Origin of the sequence: Nocardioides sp. zg-1230 (genome assembly GCF_013155335.1) — a bacterium.
Classification (GTDB): Bacteria; Actinomycetota; Actinomycetes; order Propionibacteriales; family Nocardioidaceae; genus Nocardioides.
Window position 1 is genome coordinate 1 of sequence record NZ_JABJQZ010000009.1, and the last position, 17,821, is coordinate 17,821.

Consider the following 17,821-nt stretch of genomic DNA (forward strand, 5'->3'; position numbering starts at 1 on the left):
CCTGTGCAGGTTCCACCACCGGCTCAAGACGCACTCGCCCTGGCGCTACGAGATGGTCGCGCCCGGGGCGTTCGAGTGGACCAGTCCCCACGGGCACCGCTACCGCCGCGACCACACCGGCACCAGCCCGATCGATGAGGCCCCGCACGACCCGGGTCTCGCGACGGGCGCCATCGCGCTGCCCTCCTCGACCACCGACCGCGATCCGCCCGGCATCCCACGACCGCGACGACCATGACCCCGCCCCACACCCCTGGCCGACCTACCAGGGGTGCGAAGCACGTGCTGGACCGCGGATCGCAGCCTCACAGCTGCGGCGTCCGCCGACGTCGACGTGCGGACGACGTGCACGCAGACAACCTCGCTCAGCGCACACCCGACGAGTTGCGCCACCGAAGATGGACCAGTCCGTCCTGCGTCACGGTCCGCTCGGCGGTCTCCGCCATGGCTGTGTTCAGCTCCTCGTCGAGGACCCAGGCGACTTCTTCTGCCCAGTCCTCCAGCGACTGGCACGTCTCACCGGTCTGGGGTCCCTCGGGCATCCGGACGAGGGAGAACCGGACGGCGAACAGCTCGGCATGCCTGCCGTAGCGGAAGACGACCCTCAGGTCGCGACCGTCCGACGTGACCTCGACGGGGCGACAGACGTCCACTCGCGCCGGCAGGTTCGTCTTCTCGAGTCGCGCGCGCACGACTGCTGCCACATCATCGGCAGGCCAGAACAAGTCCATGGGCGATCGTTGCCGCCACCCACGACGTACGCAACTCGGCGTCGCGAGTTGGCATGATGTCGGGCGTGCCCGAGCTGACGATCGACACGCTGGACGGCCGGGTGGCTGTCCCCGACAGCTGGCTGGCGTTCGTGGCGCGAGAGCTCCGCGAACCGGACCGGTACGTGGTGGTGAAGGACGGTCGCCGCCACTCGTACGCGCAGGTGTTCAACAACGAGGGGACGCTGCTGCTCGAGTACCGCGACGGCTCCCCCCGGCGTCACTTCCAGGTGGAGGGCGTGGGGATCGGCGAGGTGGCCGACGCCCTGTCGCAGTGGTCCCGGGGCGAGCGTGGATTCGTGGACGGGCACCAGTGGACCCGACTGACCGACTGGGACGGACCAGAGGACGGCTCGTCCGCGTCGACCTGAGACGCACCGCGGAGCGAGAAGAGCGTCAGGTCTCGGGGAACCACACGTCGGTGACCGGCAGCTCGCCCCCCAGGCGGGCGGCGAGCGCGGAGAATGCCGAGGCCGCATCGAGCCCGAAGGCCGCGATCCCGGTCTGGTCCGGCATGTGTACGGTCACCCCCACGACCGTGAGCGGACCGAAACGCTCCTCGTCGGCCGGCGACAGCACCGCGCCCTCGGGGAGGAGCTCGATGGCCGCTGCACGTGCGGCCTCCTCCTCGGGCGACCGCGTCTGGGCCGCCCACGGCTCGCGGAACTCCCGACTGGCCGGTGCGATCGGTGGCGGCGCCCACTGCAGGGACGTTGCGGCTGGCCCGGGCACGGCGGAGGCGATGGCCCGCACGGCCTCGACGCCCCCGAGGGCCATCGCGACCACGGTGCGATCAGGTCCTTCGACCACTGCGCCGTACGTCCGGTGCTTCACCGGACGCCTGCCGACGAGCCGGTTCCGGAGCTCCTTGAAGGTCCACCCCTCCGGAAGGGTCCCCTCGAGCGACGCGATCGCCTGTTCCTCGTCGGGAGTGAGGTCCGTCCCCCGGAGCGCGTTGACCAGTCCCATGCCTCGCAGCATGGCCGACGCGAGGCCCACTGGTCCAGACCACCGTTAGGGTGCTGCCCATGGCTGACGCGACCTCGACAAGCTCGACCGAGCAGACCACTGCGCCCCGCTGGAGGATCATCGGGCCCGGGCTGGTCGTCGCGGCGACCGGCGTGGGCGCCGCCGACCTGGTGGCGACGCTGATCGCGGGCCAGAAGTTCGGCTACACGCTGCTGTGGTGCGTGGTCGTGGGCTGCCTGATGAAGATCGTGCTCGTCGAGGGTGCCGGGCGCTACTCGCTGTCGACCGGGCGGACGATCTTCGAGGGCTGGCGCTCGCTGGGCGCCTGGACCACCTGGTACTTCGCGCCGTACATCGTCATCTGGGGCTTCGTCTACGGCGCCGCAGCGATGGCCGGCACCGGCCTGGCGCTCTCCGGCCTCACCGGCGCCCTCTCCACGACCTGGTGGGGCATCCTGTCCGGCGTCCTGGGCCTGGTGCTGGTGTGGACCGGGCGCTACAGCGTCTTCGAGAAGGTGCTCGCCGCACTGGTCGGGATCATGTTCGTCACGATGGTGGGCGCCGCGCTGCTGACCCTGCCCAACCTCGGTGAGCTCCTTACCGGTCTGGCGCCCCGGATCCCCGAGGACGGCCTGGTCAACACCCTCGCGCTCGCCGGCGGCGTCGGCGGCACCATCACCCTCGCCGCCTACGGCTACTGGCTGCGCGAGAAGGGCTGGAACACCCCGCGCTACATGCGGGTCATGCGCATCGACAACACCGTGGCCTACGTCGTCACCGGCATCTTCGTCCTCGCGACCCTGGTCGTCGGTGCCGAGCTGCTCTACTCCACCAGCGTCGCCATCGAGAGCGGCGACCAGGGCCTCCTCGACCTCGGCGTCGTGCTGCAGGACCGCTACGGCCAGTGGGCCGGGAAGCTCTTCCTCGTCGGCTTCTGGGCCGCCGCGATGTCGTCGCTGGTCGGCGTCTGGAACGGCGTCAGCCTGATGTTCGCCGACTTCATGACCCACGTGACGAACGGCCCCGCCGAGGACGCCCGCGCCGGCGGCAAGTGGTACCGCGCCTACATCCTGTGGCTGACCTTCCCGCCGATGGTGATGATGTTCCTCGGCAAGCCGGTCTGGCTGATCCTCGCCTACGGCGTGCTCGGCGCGTTCTTCATGCCGTTCCTCGCCGTCACCCTGCTGTGGCTGCTCAACACCGACCGCACACCGGCCGAGTGGCGCAACAAGCTGCACTCCAACGTGCTCATGGTGATCATCGCGCTCGCCTTCGTCGCACTGTGCGTCAACGAGGTCCGCAAGGCCGTCAGCGGGGCCTGAGCCTCACGCCCCCGTCGGGTGCCGGACCCACACGTTGGGCTCGACGTACGTCGCGGTGCCGTGCTCGGCGTCGCACATCACCGGCGCCAGCGCCCCGGGCACGACGACGGGCCCGGTCGTGTCGAACGGCAGACCGGTCCACTCGCGCCACTCCTCGACCGTGCCGGGGATGACCATCGACCGCGGCGCGACGCGGTCGAGGCGTCCCCCGGCCCGGACGTGCACGCGCAGCCACGGGTCGACGGGCAGCCCGTCGTCGCGGGTGCGGGCGGCGTACGCCCTCATCGACTCGTGCACGTCGGTCTTGCCGTTGGGCCGCACGGGTGCGAGCAGCTCGGAGAAGCCGAGACGGCCGGCGTTGTCGCGCAGCGCGCCGACGATCCGCCCCGACAGGCCGGTGCCCTGCAGGCCGGGCTCGATGGCGATCTCGACGGCGGAGACGGCGTTCGGCTCCTCCCCCCGCAGCGCGGCGAGCAGGCCGCTGCGGATCGCGAAGTCCCACCCGGCCTCGGGCAGCTCCTCGTCGTCGAGCCGGAAGGGCACGGAGTGCGCCTTGGCGACCTGGCGCCCCGTGTCGTCGAGGCAGACCAGGACGAAGTCGGCGAAGTGCTCCAGCGAGGCGTAGTAGCCGTTGCCGATCGGGTCGTGCTTCATGAACTCGGGCCAGGACGTCTCCATGTCCCAGAAGGTGTCCATGAGGTCGGGCCGCTCGGCGAGGGTGACGATCTCGAGGTGCATGGCGCCATCCTGTCCGAGCCGCACCACCGGCGCCCGGGGTTTTCGGGCGCCGCGGCGACGCAGCACCGCCCCCGGCCGGATGGGGCCGGGGGCGGTGCCTCGTGGTCAAGGCTCGGACTAGCTGCCCGAGATGATGTTCGGGAGGGCGGCGTCGAACATCTCGATGACCGTGGCCGCGGGGAGCACGGTGCTGCGGGGTCGTGCGGCGGCCGCCAGGTCCGCACCCCAGTCGGCCGCGCGCTCACGCTGCAGCGGCGTCCCGTGGTGCCCTGGGCTGGCGAAGGAGCAGTCGCCGACGGTGTAGAAGCTCAGCAGGGCGTCGCTGACCCGCTTCGCGTTCAGCGCGAGCCCCTTCTTGTGGGTGGCGTAGTACGACGCCATGGCGTCGGCCATGAGCTCGGTGCGGCGCGTCGCCTCCGCCGGGTCGGACGGGCCGGTGTCGAACGTGCCGAGCTCGAACTGGACGTGGTGGGCGAACTCGTGCGCCATGATCACGCGCGGCCCCACGTCCCCCAGCCCGATGGCGTCGTACGCAGCGAGGATGCCGTCACCGAAGACCAGCTTGTCGGGCAGGGCGGCGATGAGCGGGTCGGTCTCGCCCTCCGCGGAGAAGGCGTAGGCGTTGAGCGTCCAGAGCGGGTTGTCCTGGAACGACGCGTCCTGGGCCTGCATGTACGTGGCGACGGTCTCCGCCTCCTCCGCGATCTCGGCGTCGGTCATGGGGGCAAGCTCGCCGGTGTCGACCATCGCCTCCAAGGTCCGCGCGATGCGAGCGGCATCGAGCAGCACGTCGCTGTGCATCGCCATCAGCTGGATGTCGTCGGACTCGATGTCCCAGAACCGCTGCAGGTCCCGGAAGGTGTTCTCCAGCTGCCGGGCGTGGGAGTCGAGGGCGTAGGCGGGGTCGCCGGCGGTGCCGAAGAAGAGGGCGTCGTAGGTCGGCACGGACAGCAGCACGACCTGGTGCTCGACGAGGAAGGCGAACTGCTCGTCGGTCATCTCGGCGAAGAGGCCGTCGATGTACCCGTCCAGCAGCGTCGTGCTGCACTCGCTGGGGGCGACGGCCTCCTGCAGGGCGGCCTGGGCGGGGACCTCGACCAGGGTGTGCCGGGCCTGGGCCGGCGCTGCGCTCGGGGCGGGCGCTCCGGTCGCGGTGGCGGCCGGGGCGAGGAATCCGAGCGGGAGGACCGCGGCGCCGAGCGCCAGGGACCAACGGAAACGTCTGCTCACAAGGTTCTCCTAGGGTGGGACGTGTCTGGGCTGCTCCGTCCTGGTGAGGACGGTCCCTCCAACGTAGGACGACGGCGCCCCGGCCCGGAAGACCCTCAGAGGCGCTCGGCGACGCGGCGGGCCGCGATCTGGAGGACCTCCCAGGTGGTCGCGAACGGCGGCGCGTAGGACAGGTCCATCCAGGCGAGGTCGTCGACGGAGCCGCCCGCCCACAGCACGGCTGCGGCGGTGTCGATGCGCTTGCCCGCGCCGTGACCGCCCACGACCTGCACGCCGAGCAGCCGCCTGGTCGTGCGGTCGGCCATCACCCAGATCGCGATCGGCTCGGCCTCGGGCATGTAGCCGGCCGCCGTGGTGCCCTCGGTGACCAGCGCCACCGGGTCGAACCCGGCGCTCACGGCGTCCGCGCGCGACAGCCCGGTGCGGGCGATCTCCAGGTGCACCGCGCACGCGGAGAAGCGGGTGATCGAGGTGTCGACCATGCCGTCGAAGGACAGGTCGCCGCCCGCCAGGCTGTCGCCGAGCGCCCGGCCGTGCTTCGAAGCATGGGTCCCCAGCGGCCGGAACACCCACTGGTCGTCGATGCGACGGCGCACCTCGCAACAGTCCCCCGCCGCCCACACGTGGTCGGCCACACGGCCGTGCGGGTCGGGCCGCAGCGCCCCGTCGTCGGTCATCTCCAGGCCGCTGCCCGCCAGGAAGGTGGTCGCCGGCCGCACGCCGACCGCCACCACCACCAGGTCGGCCTCCCGCGACCCGCCGTCCCAGTGCACCCCCGTCACCCGGTCGCCGTCCAGCTCGAGACCGGTGACCTCGGCGCCGAGCACCAGCTCCACCCCGGCGTCGACGAGACCGGTGTTGACCAGGTCGGACATCTCGTCCTCGAGCATCGCCATGCCGCGGGTGCGGGTCAGGACGGTGACGCCGAACCCCTGCTCGAGCGCGGCCTCCGCGACCTCGACGCCCACGTAGCCCGCGCCCACGACCACCACGTGCGCGCCGGGGCCGACGCGCGTGAAGCTGCGCACCCAGGCGGCGCCGTCGTCGAGGGTCTTGACCACCCCCACGCCGTCGTACGACGTCCCGTCGGGGCGCAGCGCCCAGTCGGGCACCACGGCCGGGGCGCCGGTGGCGACGACCAGGTCGTCGTACTCCAGCACCTCCCCCGCGGCCGTCGTCACCGTGCGGGCCGCCAGGTCCGCGGCGACCACCTCGGTGCCGAGGCGCAGGTCGATGCCGGCGTCGCGGTGCTGCTCGGGCGTGCGGGCCACGAGGTCGTCCCCGCTGTCGACGTCGCCGGCCATCCAGTAGGGGATCCCGCAGGCGCTGTAGGACGTGTGGCTCCCCGCCTCGAGGGCCGTGATCGCCAGCGTCTCGCCGCGCCTCGCCGCAGTGCGCAGGGCCTGGTGCGCCGCCGACATGCCCGCGGCGTCCGCGCCGACCACGACGACCCGGCGGGAGGCCGTCACGACTCGGTCTGCTTCGCCCAGAGGTTGACGCCCGAGTCGACGGCGAAGCGGTCGATCTCGGCCAGCTCGGCCTGGGTCAGCGGAGGCGCCGCGAGGGCGTCGAGGTTGGTGTCGAGCTGCTCGACGCTGGAGGCCCCGATCACCGCGCTCGTCACGCGGTCGTCGCGCAGCACCCACTGCAGCGCCAGCTGGGCCAGCTTCTGGCCGCGCCCCTCGGCGATCGCGTTGAGCGAGCGCACGCGCGTGAGCGTCTCGTCGTCGAGGCCGGTGAGGGTGGAGTCGTCGCGGGCCGCGCGGGAGTCCTGCGGGACGCCATCGAGGTAGCGGTCGGTGAGCAGCCCCTGGGCGAGCGCGGTGAACACGATGCAGCCCATGCCCTGCTCCTCGAGCTCGTCGAGCAGCCCGCCCTCGATCCAGCGGTTGAGCATCGAGTAGGACGGCTGGTGGATCAGCAGCGGGGTGCCGAGCTCGCGGGCGATGGTCGCGGCCTCGCGCGTCCGCTCCGGGGAGTAGGACGAGATGCCGGCGTAGAGCGCCCGCCCGGAGCGCACCGCGGTGTCCAGCGCCATCATCGTCTCCTCGACCGGGGTCTCCGCATCGAAGCGGTGGCTGTAGAAGATGTCGACGTAGTCGAGCCCCATCCGCGCCAGCGACTGGTCGAGCGAGGCCAGGACGTACTTCCGCGAGCCGCCGCCCTGCCCGTAGGGCCCCGGCCACATGTCGTAGCCCGCCTTGGTGGAGATCACCAGCTCGTCGCGGTAGGGCGCGAAGTCGTCGGCGAGGTAGCGCCCGATGTTCTCCTCCGCACGGCCGTAGGGCGGGCCGTAGTTGTTGGCCAGGTCGAAGTGGGTGACCCCGCGGTCGAACGCGCGCCGCAGGATCGCGCGCTGCGTCTCCTCGGGCCGGTCGGTGCCGAAGTTCTGCCACAGACCGAGGGACAGGGCCGGCAGCCGGAGGCCGCTGCGGCCGGTCCTGCGGTAGGGCATCCCGGTCGCGTCGTCGTACCTGTCGGGGGCTGCGTCGTAGGCCATGGGCCACATCCTGCCCGGTCGGTCATCGGGGATGCCCCCGGGCTGGACCGGGGCAATACCCGATGGCCCGATCGGCCCCACACGGCCTGTACTGGTCGCATGGCTGCTTCTCCGGGCTCGCGGGTGCGCAGCACCGCGCTGCGACTCGCCGTCTCGTCCGTGCGACGGGTCCCCGCCGGCGTGCGGTTCCCGCTCCAGCGCGACGGCGTCGACCCCGTGCCACGGCTCGAGGCGAGCCGCGCGGGCGGCGACGTCGTACGCCTCGCCCGGCTGCTCGGCACCCGAGTCTGGCTCGTCACCGGGTACGACGCCGCGCGAGCCGTGCTCGCAGACCACGACGCGTTCGCCAACGACGTGCGTGGCCTCATCGGTCGTCAGGACCGGGCGCCTGCCGAGCGGATCGGCGGGCTGGGCATGACCGACCCGCCCGACCACGAGCGCCTGCGACGGGTGCTGACGCCGTACTTCACGCGGCGCCGGCTGACCGAGCTCCAGGACGACGTCGACCGCGTCGTCGCGGCGGCCCTCGACGACATGGCCGCGCACGGACCGGAGGTCGACCTGGTGGCTCGTTTCGGCTTCGCGGTGCCCTTCGGCGTCATCTGCGACCTGCTCGGCATGCCGGCCGTCGACCGTGACGAGTTCCGGCGGCGCGGGGCGGCCCGTTTCGACCTGACGGCCGGGAGCGCACGCCTTTTCGACACCGCGGCCGGCACCCGGCAGTTCCTCATCGACCTGGTGTCCGCCGAGCGCCGCTCGCCCCACCTGCCCGAGGGGCTGCTGGCCCGCATGGTCGCCGAGCACGGCGCGGACCTCGACGACGTCGAGCTCGGCGGGCTTGCCGACGGGGTGTTCCTCGGCGGCTACGAGACCAGTGCCAGCATGCTCTCGCTCGGCACCTGGGTGCTGCTCCAGCACCCGGCGGCGTGGGCGACGTTGCGTCGCGGCGAGCCCGCGGAGGTCGACCGCGTCGTCGAGGAGCTGCTGCGGTTCGTCTGCCCCGTGCAGGTCGCCTTCCCACGCGTGGCGCGGCACGAGGTCCGGGTGGGTGAGCAGCGGGTCCGCGCCGGAGACGTCGTCGTCGTGTCGCTGACCGGCGCCGGACGCGATCCGGCCCGCCACACCGACGCGTCCCGCTTCGACCCCACCACTGCCTCCGCCGGCACGCTCGCCTTCGGCCACGGGCTGCACCGGTGCGTCGGGGCGGAGCTGGCCCGGATGGAGCTGCGCACCGCGCTCGTCGCCCTGGCCCGTCGCTTTCCCGACCTGGCGCTCGCCTGCGACCCGGCAGACCTGAGGTTCACCGAGCTCGCCATCGTCCACGGCGTGGAGGCGCTGCCGGTCCGTCTCGGGTGAGGCCCACCACCCGCTGCGTACGGTGGAACGGTGGTCCGGAGCGTCGTCGCCCTCCTCGCCGCGGCCGTCGTCGCGGTGGTGTCGGGCTGCTCGGGCGAGGGCGCCGGACGCTCGGGGACGGCCTCGACGGAGGCGCCCGCCGAGCGACGTACGACGAGCACGCCCGCCGCGACGCCCACCAGCCCGCCGAACCCCACCCCGAGCACCACCCCGAGCACCACGTCGTCCGCCACCCCCACCGAGGAGCCGACCGCGGAGCCCGGGCCGGCGGCGGCGCGGGAGCCCCGCCGCTCCTTCGTCACCATCCCCGCGATCGGCCTGCGCGACTTCCCCGTCGTCCGCTACCGCGGCAGCCCCGACGACGCCCCCGGGACGGCGCTGCAGAACGCCGGCGAGATGGCCTCGCCGCGCGGGCCTCGTGGCGGCGCCGGCCCCGGCGAGGTCGGCAACTTCATCGTGACCGGCCACCGACTGACCGGCACCGCTCCCCTGCGCTACTCGCCGTCACTGGAGAAGGGCGACCGGATCCTGGTCCGCTCGGGCGACACCGTCCACGTCTACGAGGTGCGCCGCACCCGGTGGACGTCGTTCCGCCAGCCGGCCTCGCTCCGCGCCCAGCGCGCGGAGGTCCCCGGCCGCCCCGGCCGGAGCGCCACGCAGTCGATGATCACCCTCTCCACCTGCGCCACCCTCGAGGACCACGCCAACGGCAACTACTGGTCCGACGAGTTCGACAACCCCGAGCACCGCATCGACAAGATCGGCGTCCTGGTCGCGACCCGCCCCGCCTGACGAAACCCGGTTGCCCGCCGGGCGAGCGGCGCGGTGGAATGCCGACCATGCCCGACACGCCCGAGCTCACCGCCAGGTGGCGTGACTCCGCCTTCCTCGACGCCGCACACGCGTGGATCGCCGCCCGGCTCGCCGAGCACGACCGCGCCGTCGTCGGCACGATCGAGCAGCCGCACGTCACCGACTGGTCGACCGTCATGCGGGTGCCGACCGCGGACGGGCCGGTCTGGTTCAAGGCCAACGACGAGAGCATGCGCCACGAGGCGGCCGTCACCGCGCTGGTCGCTCCGCGCTCCGCCGGACGGGTCCCGGTGCCGCTGGCGGGCGACCCGCACGCCGGCTGGCTCCTGATGGCCGATGCCGGGCCCCGCCTGCGCGATGTCGTCCCCGTGGAGCGCAGCCTGCGGCGGTGGCACGACGTGCTGGAGGCCTACGCCCGGATCCAGCTCGCGTGCGAGGACGAGGTCGACGCGCTCCTCGCCGCTGGGCTGCCCGACCGGAGGCTCCCCACCCTGCCCGCGGCGTACGACGCCCTCCTCGCGCAGCTCGACGACGTCGACCCTCGCCTCCCGGACACCGGCGCGATCGCCGACCTGTGCGAGCGGCTGGCCGCCTCCGGGATCCGCGAGACCGTCCAGCACGACGACCTCCACGACGGGCAGGTCTTCCTCGGCGACGGCGTGCACCAGGTGCTCGACTGGGGTGACGCCTGCGTCTCCCACCCGTTCTTCACCCTCGCGGTCACGCTCGAGGGCGTGGTGGCCTGGGGTGTCGACGACGAGGAGGGGTCGGAGGACCTCGAGCCCTACCTGGCGTCGTACCTGCGTCCCTACGCCGAGCGCTACCCGCTCACCGGCGCCGACCTCCGCGAGGCCGCGCAGCTCGCGATGCGCCTGGGCTGGGTGTGCCGCGCGATCAACGGCGCTCTTCCGCAGGACCCGGGCCAGACGCACACCCGGTTGCGGATGTTCCTGGACGGCAGGCCCTAGGAGGGCGCTTCGGCCCGCCTGGTCTCCAGCACCCGGAAGCCCTTGCTGCTCGCCAGGCGCTCGGTCGGCCAGCCCTGCTCGGTCAGCCACCGCTGCAGCGAGTCGGCACCGAGGTTCTTGCCGACGACCATGACCATCCGCCCGCCCGGGGCCAGGCGCGGCAGCCACGTCAGCAGCAGCTCGTGCAGCGCCTCCTTGCCGATGCGGATGGGCGGGTTGGACCAGATCTCGTCGAAGACCTGGTTGCCCGGCACCTGCTCGGGCAGGCAGGCGACGAAGCGCGAGTCGAGGCCTGCGGCGCGGGCATTGTCGTTCGCCAGGAGCAGCGCGCGCTCGTTGACGTCGACACCGGTCACGTTGGCCAGCCGCACCGCCTTCGCGATCGCCAGGCCGATCACGCCGTAGCCACAGCCGAGGTCGAGGAACTGGCCCTGCACCGGCGGCTCGAGCTCCTTGAACAGCACGGCGGTCGCGTGGTCGAGGTGGCCGCGGCTGAAGACCCCGGACCCGGTGTCCAGCGTGAAGGTGCTGCCCCACAGCTCGGCGGTGAAGCTCTCCCGCTCGAAGGGGACGCCGGGGTCGGCGGAGAAGTAGTGCTCAGGCATCGATCGCCTCTCGTCGGGCTCGTGCGCGCTCGGCCTGGGCGGCCAGCTCGTCGTCGTCGGGGTAGCCGACCTCCTCCAGCGTGAGGCCGTGGGCGTGCACCACGCGCACGCCCTGGTCGCGTCGCCGCCCGGCCATCACCTCGGCCGGCCAGGTGACGGGCCGGCGCCCCTCCCCGACCGCGAGGAGGCAGCCGACCAGCGCGCGCACCATGTTGTGGCAGAAGGCGTCGGCACGGACCGTGCCCACGACGAGGCCGGCGTCATCGCGGCGCCAGTCGAGGTCGAGCAGGGTGCGGACGGTGGTGGCCCCCTCCCGCTGCTTGCAGAAGGAGGCGAAGTCGCGGAGGCCGACCAGGGGCGTCGACGCCTCGTTCATCGCGTCGAGGTCGAGGCGCCGTCCCCAGGTGAGCACGTGGCCGCGCACGAGCGGGTCGGCGAGCTCCTGCGCGTCGGCGATCCGGTAGGCGTAGCGCCGCCAGATCGCCGAGAACCGGGCGTCGAACCCGTCGGGAGCCTCCACCACCCGGCGTACGCGCAGGTCAGGCGGCAGGATCCCGTCCACCCGCCGCGCCAGGGCCTGCAGCGGCGGGTCGGTCGAGCGGCCGGCGGAGGCGGCGACCACATCGGCGTCGACGTCGGCGTGGGCCACCTGGCCGCGCGCGTGCACGCCGGCGTCGGTGCGACCGGCCACGGTCACCCGCACCTCCGGCACGCGCAGAGCGGTGGCCAGCGCGGCCTCGAGCGTGCCCTGGCCCGTACGACGTCCCGGCTGGGCGGCCCAGCCGGAGAAGTCGGCGCCGTCGTAGGCACAGTCGATCCGCAGGCGCACGACAGCGATCCTAGGCGGCGACCGCGCGCGACCTACCCGCACCCCGACTTTGTTCAACCAGATGGTTGACAAGCCCGTCCGCGCGGGCCTACCGTCTATTCAACCAATCAGTTGAAGAAGGTGCTCCGTGACCGACCAGCTCTCCCGCGTCTTCGCCGCCCTGGCCGACCCGACCCGTCGGGACATGGTCGCCCGCCTCACCGAGGGCGACCACACGGTCAACGACCTGGCCGCGCCCTACGACGTGAGCCTCCAGGCCGTCTCCAAGCACCTCAAGGTGCTCGAGGACGCCGGCCTGGTGACGCGGACACGGGAGGCACAGCGACGTCCGGTCCACCTGGAAGCCGAGGTGTTCGACCTCATGACGAAGTGGATCGAGCGCTACCGCCAGCAGGCCGAGGAGCGCTTCACGCGCCTCGACGCCGTGCTCGCGCGGATGCAGGACGCAGACGACCCGAGCCCCACCCGACCGCAGGAAGGAACCGCATCATGACCACCACGCAGTCCCCCGACGCCGCCACCCGCTACCCCGAGGCCGCGATCGAGCCCGATCCGACAGTGCCCGCCATCCACATCTGGCGCGACTTCGCCGCCACCCCCGCGCAGCTGTTCCGGGCGCACACCGACCGCGAGCTCTTCGCGCAGTGGAGCGGACCGAGCAGCGTCGGCGCCGAGATCACCGAGTGGGACGCCCGCGACGGCGGCAGCTGGCGCTACACCGCCCGCGGCATGGACGGCCGCGACGAGTTCGAGACGTCGTTCCACGGGTGCTTCCACACGGTGCGTGAGGACCGGATCGTCCAAACCTTCACGTGGGACGGCATGCCCGACGACGTCGCCCTCGAGACGATGACCTTCGAGGACCTCGGCGACGGCCGCACCCGGCTGCACGCGTTCAGCCTGTGCGACTCCTTCGAGGCGCGCGACGGCTGGCTGAGCAGCGGCATGGAGGTCGGCGTGCACGACGGGTACGCCGCGATCGACCGCCTCCTCGCCGACGGCACCCTCTGATGGCACTGCCCGACGACCCGGCCGACCGCCACGCGGCGGTCGCCGGGGGCTTCGGCCGGCTGGTGACGCAGACCATCGACTGGTCCGCGCCCGCGCCGGTCGACGGATGGACGGCCCGTGACGTCGTCGAGCACCTCGTCACGTGGTTCCCTGGCTTCCTGGCGGGGGGCGGCGTCGACCTGCCCACCGGCCCTTCGGTGGCCGACGACCCGGTAGCCGCCTGGCGGCACCACTCCGACGCCGTGCAGTCGGTGCTCGAGGAGCGCGGCGACGAGTCCTTCACCCACCCCCGCGCCGGCAGCCACCGGCTGGCCGACGCGGTCGACCGGTTCTACACGTCCGACGTCTTCATGCACTCGTGGGACCTCGCCCGCGCCGGCGGCCGGGACGCCGGGCTCGACGAGGACTTCGCCGCCCAGCTGTTGGGAGGAATGCGCCCGATCGAACAGCTGCTGCGCGACTCGGGACAGTACGGCCCCTCCGTCCCGGTCCCCGACGACGCACCGGTCGTCGACCGGCTCATGGGGTTCATCGGCCGCGACCCCGCCTGGCAGCCCGTCGACCGTGGCGCCTCATGAGCACCGTGGTCATGAACAACGTGGTCTCGCTGGACGGGTTCATCGCCGACCTCCACGACGACCCGGGCCCCCTGTTCGACTGGTACTTCAACGGAGACCGGCCCCTCGACGCGCAGGACATGGACGACCCCGCACCCGGGGGTCTGCGCGTGTCGCAGACGTCGTACGACTACGTCCGGCCCGTGTGGGACTCCATCGGCACGATGGTGATCGGCCGCCACCTCTTCGACATCACCAACGGGTGGGAGGGACGTCCGCCGACGGGCGACCACGTCGTCGTGGTGTCGCACCGACCGAAGCCCGACGGTTGGCACCCGGAGGCGTCGTACCACTTCGTCGACGACGTGGCCACAGCGATCGAGACCGCTCGCGAGCTGGCCGGGGACCGGGTCGTCGCCCTGGCCGCGGGGGACGTGGGCGGTCAGGCCCTCGCACTCGGCCTCGTCGACGAGGTGGCGATGGACGTCGCGCCGGTGGTGCTCGGCAGCGGCAAGCGCTATTTCGGATCGATCGAGACCCAGCACCTGCTCGAGGACCCGCACGTCGTCGTCCAGGGCGACCGCGTGCTCCACCTCCGGTTCCGCGTACGCCGCTGACCGACCGCGACCGGGTCGGACCCTCCTCGTAGGGTCGACGCATGCGATACGTGGTGTACGGCGCGGGTGCCGTCGGCGGGGTCGTCGGAGCCCACCTCCACCTCGCGGGCAGCCCCGTCACGCTCGTCGCCCGTGGGGCGCACCTGGCCGCGATCCGCGATCGGGGACTCACCCTCGACGCCGGCGACGGCCGCCACCGCATCGACGCCCCGGGCACCGACACGGCGGCGGAGGTCGGCTGGACCGACGACACGGTCGTGGTGCTGGCGGTCAAGTCCCACCAGGCGGCGATCGCCCTGACCGACCTTCGTGCCCACGCTCCCGCCGACGTGCCCGTGGTCTGCGCCACCAACGGCATCGCGACCGAGACCGCCGCCCTGCGCCTCTTCGCGCGGACGTACGCCGTCTGCGTCATGCTGCCCGCGACCCACCTCGAGCCGGGCGTCGTCGTGGCCTCCTGCCACCCCACGCCCGCGATCCTCGACATCGGCCGCTTCCCCGGCGGCACCGACGGCCTCACTGCCGCCGTTGCCGACGACCTCCGCGCCGCGGGCATCGAGTCGGAGGAGCGCGCCGACATCATGGCGATGAAGCGCCGCAAGCTCGTGATGAACCTCGGCAACGGCGTCGACGCGTCGTACGCGCAGGGCGAGGCGGCCGACCGGCTCGCCGAGCTCGCGCAGGCAGAGGGCGAACGGGTGCTCGCCGCGGCCGGGCTCACGGTCGTCTCCGCCGAGGAGGACCGCGAGCGGCGCGGGTCGATCCTCCGGCGCCGGCCCGACCTCGTTCGCCGGGGCGGCTCGACCTGGCAGAGCCTCACCCGGGCCACCGGCGACTCCGAGATCGACTACCTCGCCGGCGAAGTCGTGCTGCAGGGCCGCCTCCACGGCGTACCCACCCCCGTCAACGAGGCCGTGGTCGCCGCCACCCGCCACCTCACGGCCACCGGCGGCCCGGCCCGCAGCCTGGACGCCGCCGAGGTCCTCGCCCGCCTCTGACCCCCCGGAGACCCACGAAGGCCCGCCACCCCGAACGGGGTGACGGGCCTCGCGAGGACCTGGGTGATCAGGCCTTGGACTCGTCCGACTCCTCGGCAGCCTCGGCGGCGGCCTCGTGCTCAGCGGCAGCGGCCTCGTGCTCGGCAGCGGCGGCCTCGTGCTCGGCGGCAGCGGCCTCGTGCTCGGCAGCAGCGGTCTCAGCGGTGGTGTCCTCGGTCTCGACGACCTCGGTCTCCTCGGCGGAAGCAGCAGCGGGCGCCGGAGCGGCAGCAGCCTGGGTCTTCTTGGCCGAGGGAGCCTTCGGGCTGTAGGCCTCGGTCACCAGCTCGATGACCGCCATGGGGGCGTTGTCGCCCTTGCGGGGGCCGATCTTGGTGATGCGGGTGTAGCCACCGGGACGCTCGGCGAAGGTCGGCGCGATCTCGGTGAACAGCGTGTGCACGACCGACTTGTCGCGGATGGTCTTGAGGACCTCACGACGGTTGTGCAGGTCGCCGCGCTTGGCCTTGGTGATCAGCTTCTCCGCGACCGGGCGCAGCAGGCGCGCGCGGGTCTCGGTGGTGGTGATCCGGCCGTGCTCGAACAGGGCGGTGGCCAGGTTCGAGAGCATCAGGCGCTGGTGGGCGGGGCTGCCGCCGAGGCGGGGGCCCTTCTTGGGCTTGGGCATGTGGTGCCTTCCTTCTCTCGGGCCGTGTCAGGTACCCGGGTAGACGACCGGCCCAGCCATGCGCTGGGCCCGGTCGGTTTTGGTGGTACGACCCTCGTGGCGAGGGCCGGGAGATCAGAGCTGCTCGTCCTCGATGAACGCATCGTCGTCGTCGTCGCCGTAGGCGGCGAGGGCGGCGTGCGGGTCGAAGCCGGGCGCACTGTCCTTGAGCGAGAGGCCCATCTCGACGAGCTTGGCCTTCACCTCGTCGATGGACTTGGCGCCGAAGTTGCGGATGTCGAGCAGGTCCTGCTCCGAGCGCGAGATGAGCTCGCCCACGGTGTGGATGCCCTCACGCTTGAGGCAGTTGTAGCTGCGGACGGTGAGCTGCAGGTCCTCGACCGGCAGGGCCAGGTCGGCGGCGAGCTGCTCGTCGACCGGCGACGGGCCGATGTCGATGCCCTCGGCCTCGACGTTGAGCTCACGGGCCAGCCCGAAGAGCTCCACCAACGTCTTGCCGGCCGAGGCGATCGCGTCGCGGGGACGGATCGACGGCTTGGTCTCGACGTCGATGACGAGCTTGTCGAAGTCGGTGCGCTGCTCGACTCGGGTCGCCTCGACCTTGTAGGTCACCTTCAGCACGGGGCTGTAGATCGAGTCGACCGGCATGCGGCCGATCTCGTTGTCGGCGCCCTTGTTCTGCACCGACGAGACGTAGCCGCGGCCGCGCTCGACGACGAGCTCCATCTCCAGCTTGCCCTTGTCGGACAGCGTGGCGATCTTGAGCTCGGGGTTGTGCACCTCGACACCGGCGGGTGGGGTGATGTCGGCGGCGGTGACGTCACCGGCGCCGGACTTGCGCAGGTACATCACGACCGGCTCGTCGTGCTCGGAGGACACCACGATGCCCTTGAGGTTGAGGATGATCTCGGTCATGTCCTCGGTGACGCCCTCGATCGTCGAGAACTCGTGGAGGACGGAGTCGACCTTGATGCTGGTGACCGAGGCACCCGGGATCGAGCTGAGGAGCGTACGACGCAGCGAGTTGCCGAGCGTGTAGCCGAAGCCGGGCTCGAGGGGCTCGATGACGAACCGCGAACGGAACTCGTCGACGGTCTCTTCCGTGAGGGTCGGGCGCTGAGCGATAAGCACGGAGTTTTTCCTTTCCGGATCCACCCACTATTTGACGGATCCGAACCTGATGAGGTTGGCGGAGAAGAAGGAATGGGACGAGCTGCGCCGGTGGCCGCCCGCCGAGGGCGACCACCGGCGGTGGATCACTTCTTGGAGTAGAACTCCACGATCAGCTGCTCCTGGACCGGGACGTCGATCTGGGCCCGGACCGGGACCTGGTGGATCAGGACGCGCATCCGCGACGGGATGACCTCCATCCACGCGGGGGTGACGCGCTCGCCGTGGGTCTCACGGGCCACGATGAGCGGGGTCAGCTCGAGCGACTTCTCGCGCACGTCGATGATGTCGTGGTCGGTGACCTGGAAGGACGGGATGTCGACCTTCTTGCCGTTGACCAGGAAGTGGCCGTGCACGACGAGCTGGCGGGCCTGGCGGCGCGTACGGGCGAAGCCGGCGCGGTAGACCACGTTGTCGAGGCGGCACTCGAGGAGCTGCAGGAGGTTGTCGCCGGTCTTGCCCTGGCGCCGGCTGGCCTCCTTGTAGTAGCGGACGAACTGCTTCTCCATCACGCCGTAGGTGAAGCGCGCCTTCTGCTTCTCACGGAGCTGCAGCAGGTACTCGGACTCCTTGATGCGACCGCGGCCGTGCTGGCCGGGGGCGTAGGGACGCTTCTCGAAGGCAGCGTCGCCGCCGACGAGGTCGACACCGAGACGGCGCGACTTGCGGGTCATGGGACCGGTGTAGCGGGCCATGTGTCA

Annotated in this window: 21 protein-coding genes and 1 pseudogene; 11 read left to right on the top strand and 11 right to left on the bottom strand. The window is 72.2% G+C overall.

Annotation, left to right across the window (positions count from 1 at the left end):
• Positions 1–238, top strand: a pseudogene (locus HOO61_RS22625) (hypothetical protein); the annotation flags it as partial.
• Between the two features lie 127 nt (positions 239–365).
• On the opposite strand, the gene HOO61_RS22630 reads toward HOO61_RS22625, so the two are convergent.
• Positions 366–731 carry a hypothetical protein gene (locus HOO61_RS22630; protein ID WP_172262106.1) on the bottom strand — a complete coding sequence of 122 codons (366 nt, stop codon included), beginning with the start codon at positions 729–731 and terminating at the stop codon, positions 366–368.
• 65 nt (positions 732–796) lie between these two features.
• Here HOO61_RS22630 and HOO61_RS22635 point away from each other — a divergent pair, with 65 nt between their 5' ends.
• Complete coding sequence (locus HOO61_RS22635) at positions 797–1,141, top strand: hypothetical protein (RefSeq protein WP_172262108.1); 345 nt, start codon at positions 797–799, stop codon at positions 1,139–1,141.
• Between the two features lie 25 nt (positions 1,142–1,166).
• Here HOO61_RS22635 and HOO61_RS22640 read toward each other — a convergent pair whose 3' ends face one another.
• Positions 1,167–1,739: a hypothetical protein gene (locus HOO61_RS22640; protein ID WP_172262110.1), complete on the bottom strand. Its 573-nt coding sequence runs from the start codon at positions 1,737–1,739 to the stop codon at positions 1,167–1,169.
• Positions 1,740–1,798: 59 nt separating this feature from the next.
• On the opposite strand from HOO61_RS22640, the gene HOO61_RS22645 reads away from it, so the two are divergent.
• Positions 1,799–3,061, top strand: coding sequence for an Nramp family divalent metal transporter (locus HOO61_RS22645; protein ID WP_172262112.1), 1,263 nt, complete (start codon positions 1,799–1,801; stop codon positions 3,059–3,061).
• A gap of 3 nt (positions 3,062–3,064) precedes the next feature.
• Here the strand turns inward: HOO61_RS22645 and HOO61_RS22650 are convergent, their stop codons facing one another.
• From HOO61_RS22650 to mgrA, 4 genes are all read right to left on the bottom strand, one after another.
• On the bottom strand, positions 3,065–3,799 hold the full coding sequence (locus tag HOO61_RS22650; protein WP_172262114.1) for an N-acetyltransferase: 735 nt from the start codon (positions 3,797–3,799) through the stop codon (positions 3,065–3,067).
• A gap of 117 nt (positions 3,800–3,916) precedes the next feature.
• Positions 3,917–5,029, bottom strand: coding sequence for a hypothetical protein (locus tag HOO61_RS22655; RefSeq protein WP_172262116.1), 1,113 nt, complete (start codon positions 5,027–5,029; stop codon positions 3,917–3,919).
• A gap of 95 nt (positions 5,030–5,124) precedes the next feature.
• A complete protein-coding gene (locus HOO61_RS22660) occupies positions 5,125–6,498 on the bottom strand; it encodes an FAD-dependent oxidoreductase (RefSeq protein ID WP_172262118.1) in 1,374 nt (457 codons plus the stop codon).
• A complete protein-coding gene (gene mgrA / locus HOO61_RS22665; RefSeq protein ID WP_172262120.1) occupies positions 6,495–7,529 on the bottom strand; it encodes an L-glyceraldehyde 3-phosphate reductase in 1,035 nt (344 codons plus the stop codon). Before mgrA ends, HOO61_RS22660 begins: the two co-directional genes overlap by 4 nt.
• A gap of 99 nt (positions 7,530–7,628) precedes the next feature.
• On the opposite strand from mgrA, the gene HOO61_RS22670 reads away from it, so the two are divergent.
• Genes HOO61_RS22670 through HOO61_RS22680 form a run of 3 tightly spaced genes read left to right on the top strand, consistent with a single transcriptional unit; the run spans position 7,629 to position 10,666 of the window.
• Entirely contained in the window at positions 7,629–8,885 is a 1,257-nt protein-coding gene (locus tag HOO61_RS22670) for a cytochrome P450 (RefSeq protein WP_172262122.1), read from the top strand.
• Positions 8,886–8,915: 30 nt separating this feature from the next.
• A complete protein-coding gene (locus HOO61_RS25110; RefSeq protein ID WP_172262124.1) occupies positions 8,916–9,677 on the top strand; it encodes a sortase in 762 nt (253 codons plus the stop codon).
• 47 nt (positions 9,678–9,724) lie between these two features.
• Positions 9,725–10,666 (top strand): aminoglycoside phosphotransferase family protein, encoded by a 942-nt coding sequence (locus HOO61_RS22680; RefSeq protein ID WP_172262125.1) that lies wholly within the window; start codon positions 9,725–9,727, stop codon positions 10,664–10,666.
• Here the strand turns inward: HOO61_RS22680 and HOO61_RS22685 are convergent.
• Both HOO61_RS22685 and truA read right to left on the bottom strand, forming a co-directional pair.
• Entirely contained in the window at positions 10,663–11,271 is a 609-nt protein-coding gene (locus tag HOO61_RS22685) for a class I SAM-dependent methyltransferase (RefSeq protein ID WP_172262126.1), read from the bottom strand. The genes HOO61_RS22680 and HOO61_RS22685 overlap by 4 nt on opposite strands.
• Complete coding sequence (gene truA, locus HOO61_RS22690; protein ID WP_172262127.1) at positions 11,264–12,100, bottom strand: tRNA pseudouridine(38-40) synthase TruA; 837 nt, start codon at positions 12,098–12,100, stop codon at positions 11,264–11,266. The genes HOO61_RS22685 and truA overlap by 8 nt, the downstream gene beginning before the upstream one ends.
• Positions 12,101–12,227: 127 nt before the next feature.
• On the opposite strand from truA, the gene HOO61_RS22695 reads away from it, so the two are divergent.
• Genes HOO61_RS22695 through HOO61_RS22715 form a run of 5 tightly spaced genes read left to right on the top strand, consistent with a single transcriptional unit; the run spans position 12,228 to position 15,283 of the window.
• Positions 12,228–12,593 carry a metalloregulator ArsR/SmtB family transcription factor gene (locus tag HOO61_RS22695; RefSeq protein WP_172262128.1) on the top strand — a complete coding sequence of 122 codons (366 nt, stop codon included), beginning with the start codon at positions 12,228–12,230 and terminating at the stop codon, positions 12,591–12,593.
• Positions 12,590–13,111, top strand: a complete 522-nt coding sequence (locus tag HOO61_RS22700) for an SRPBCC domain-containing protein (RefSeq protein ID WP_172262129.1) — start codon at positions 12,590–12,592, stop codon at positions 13,109–13,111. The genes HOO61_RS22695 and HOO61_RS22700 overlap by 4 nt, the downstream gene beginning before the upstream one ends.
• Entirely contained in the window at positions 13,111–13,689 is a 579-nt protein-coding gene (locus HOO61_RS22705; RefSeq protein ID WP_172262130.1) for a TIGR03086 family metal-binding protein, read from the top strand. The genes HOO61_RS22700 and HOO61_RS22705 overlap by 1 nt, the downstream gene beginning before the upstream one ends.
• Positions 13,686–14,285 carry a dihydrofolate reductase family protein gene (locus HOO61_RS22710; protein ID WP_172262131.1) on the top strand — a complete coding sequence of 200 codons (600 nt, stop codon included), beginning with the start codon at positions 13,686–13,688 and terminating at the stop codon, positions 14,283–14,285. Before HOO61_RS22705 ends, HOO61_RS22710 begins: the two co-directional genes overlap by 4 nt.
• 41 nt (positions 14,286–14,326) lie before the next feature.
• Complete coding sequence (locus tag HOO61_RS22715; RefSeq protein WP_172262132.1) at positions 14,327–15,283, top strand: ketopantoate reductase family protein; 957 nt, start codon at positions 14,327–14,329, stop codon at positions 15,281–15,283.
• Between the two features lie 67 nt (positions 15,284–15,350).
• Here HOO61_RS22715 and rplQ read toward each other — a convergent pair whose 3' ends face one another.
• The 3 genes from rplQ to rpsD all read right to left on the bottom strand — a co-directional run bounded on the left by rplQ (position 15,351) and on the right by rpsD (position 17,815).
• Positions 15,351–15,950, bottom strand: coding sequence for a 50S ribosomal protein L17 (gene rplQ, locus HOO61_RS22720; protein WP_172262133.1), 600 nt, complete (start codon positions 15,948–15,950; stop codon positions 15,351–15,353).
• Between the two features lie 114 nt (positions 15,951–16,064).
• Entirely contained in the window at positions 16,065–17,081 is a 1,017-nt protein-coding gene (locus HOO61_RS22725; RefSeq protein WP_121141540.1) for a DNA-directed RNA polymerase subunit alpha, read from the bottom strand.
• Between the two features lie 125 nt (positions 17,082–17,206).
• On the bottom strand, positions 17,207–17,815 hold the full coding sequence (gene rpsD, locus HOO61_RS22730) for a 30S ribosomal protein S4 (protein ID WP_172262135.1): 609 nt from the start codon (positions 17,813–17,815) through the stop codon (positions 17,207–17,209).
• Between the last annotated feature and the right edge of the window lie 6 nt (positions 17,816–17,821).

Excerpts from the sequence above, each read along its gene's own strand:
- HOO61_RS22630 (WP_172262106.1), bottom strand. The coding sequence starts at position 731 with ATGGACTTGTTCTGGCCTGCCGATGATGTGGCAGCAGTCGTGCGCGCG.
- HOO61_RS22640 (WP_172262110.1), bottom strand. The coding sequence starts at position 1,739 with ATGGGACTGGTCAACGCGCTCCGGGGGACGGACCTCACTCCCGACGAG.
- HOO61_RS22645 (WP_172262112.1), top strand. The coding sequence starts at position 1,799 with ATGGCTGACGCGACCTCGACAAGCTCGACCGAGCAGACCACTGCGCCC.
- HOO61_RS22650 (WP_172262114.1), bottom strand. The coding sequence starts at position 3,799 with ATGCACCTCGAGATCGTCACCCTCGCCGAGCGGCCCGACCTCATGGAC.
- mgrA (WP_172262120.1), bottom strand. The coding sequence starts at position 7,529 with ATGGCCTACGACGCAGCCCCCGACAGGTACGACGACGCGACCGGGATG.
- HOO61_RS22670 (WP_172262122.1), top strand. The coding sequence starts at position 7,629 with ATGGCTGCTTCTCCGGGCTCGCGGGTGCGCAGCACCGCGCTGCGACTC.
- HOO61_RS22680 (WP_172262125.1), top strand. The coding sequence starts at position 9,725 with ATGCCCGACACGCCCGAGCTCACCGCCAGGTGGCGTGACTCCGCCTTC.
- HOO61_RS22685 (WP_172262126.1), bottom strand. The coding sequence starts at position 11,271 with ATGCCTGAGCACTACTTCTCCGCCGACCCCGGCGTCCCCTTCGAGCGG.
- HOO61_RS22700 (WP_172262129.1), top strand. The coding sequence starts at position 12,590 with ATGACCACCACGCAGTCCCCCGACGCCGCCACCCGCTACCCCGAGGCC.
- HOO61_RS22705 (WP_172262130.1), top strand. The coding sequence starts at position 13,111 with ATGGCACTGCCCGACGACCCGGCCGACCGCCACGCGGCGGTCGCCGGG.
- HOO61_RS22710 (WP_172262131.1), top strand. The coding sequence starts at position 13,686 with ATGAGCACCGTGGTCATGAACAACGTGGTCTCGCTGGACGGGTTCATC.
- HOO61_RS22715 (WP_172262132.1), top strand. The coding sequence starts at position 14,327 with ATGCGATACGTGGTGTACGGCGCGGGTGCCGTCGGCGGGGTCGTCGGA.
- rplQ (WP_172262133.1), bottom strand. The coding sequence starts at position 15,950 with ATGCCCAAGCCCAAGAAGGGCCCCCGCCTCGGCGGCAGCCCCGCCCAC.
- rpsD (WP_172262135.1), bottom strand. The coding sequence starts at position 17,815 with ATGGCCCGCTACACCGGTCCCATGACCCGCAAGTCGCGCCGTCTCGGT.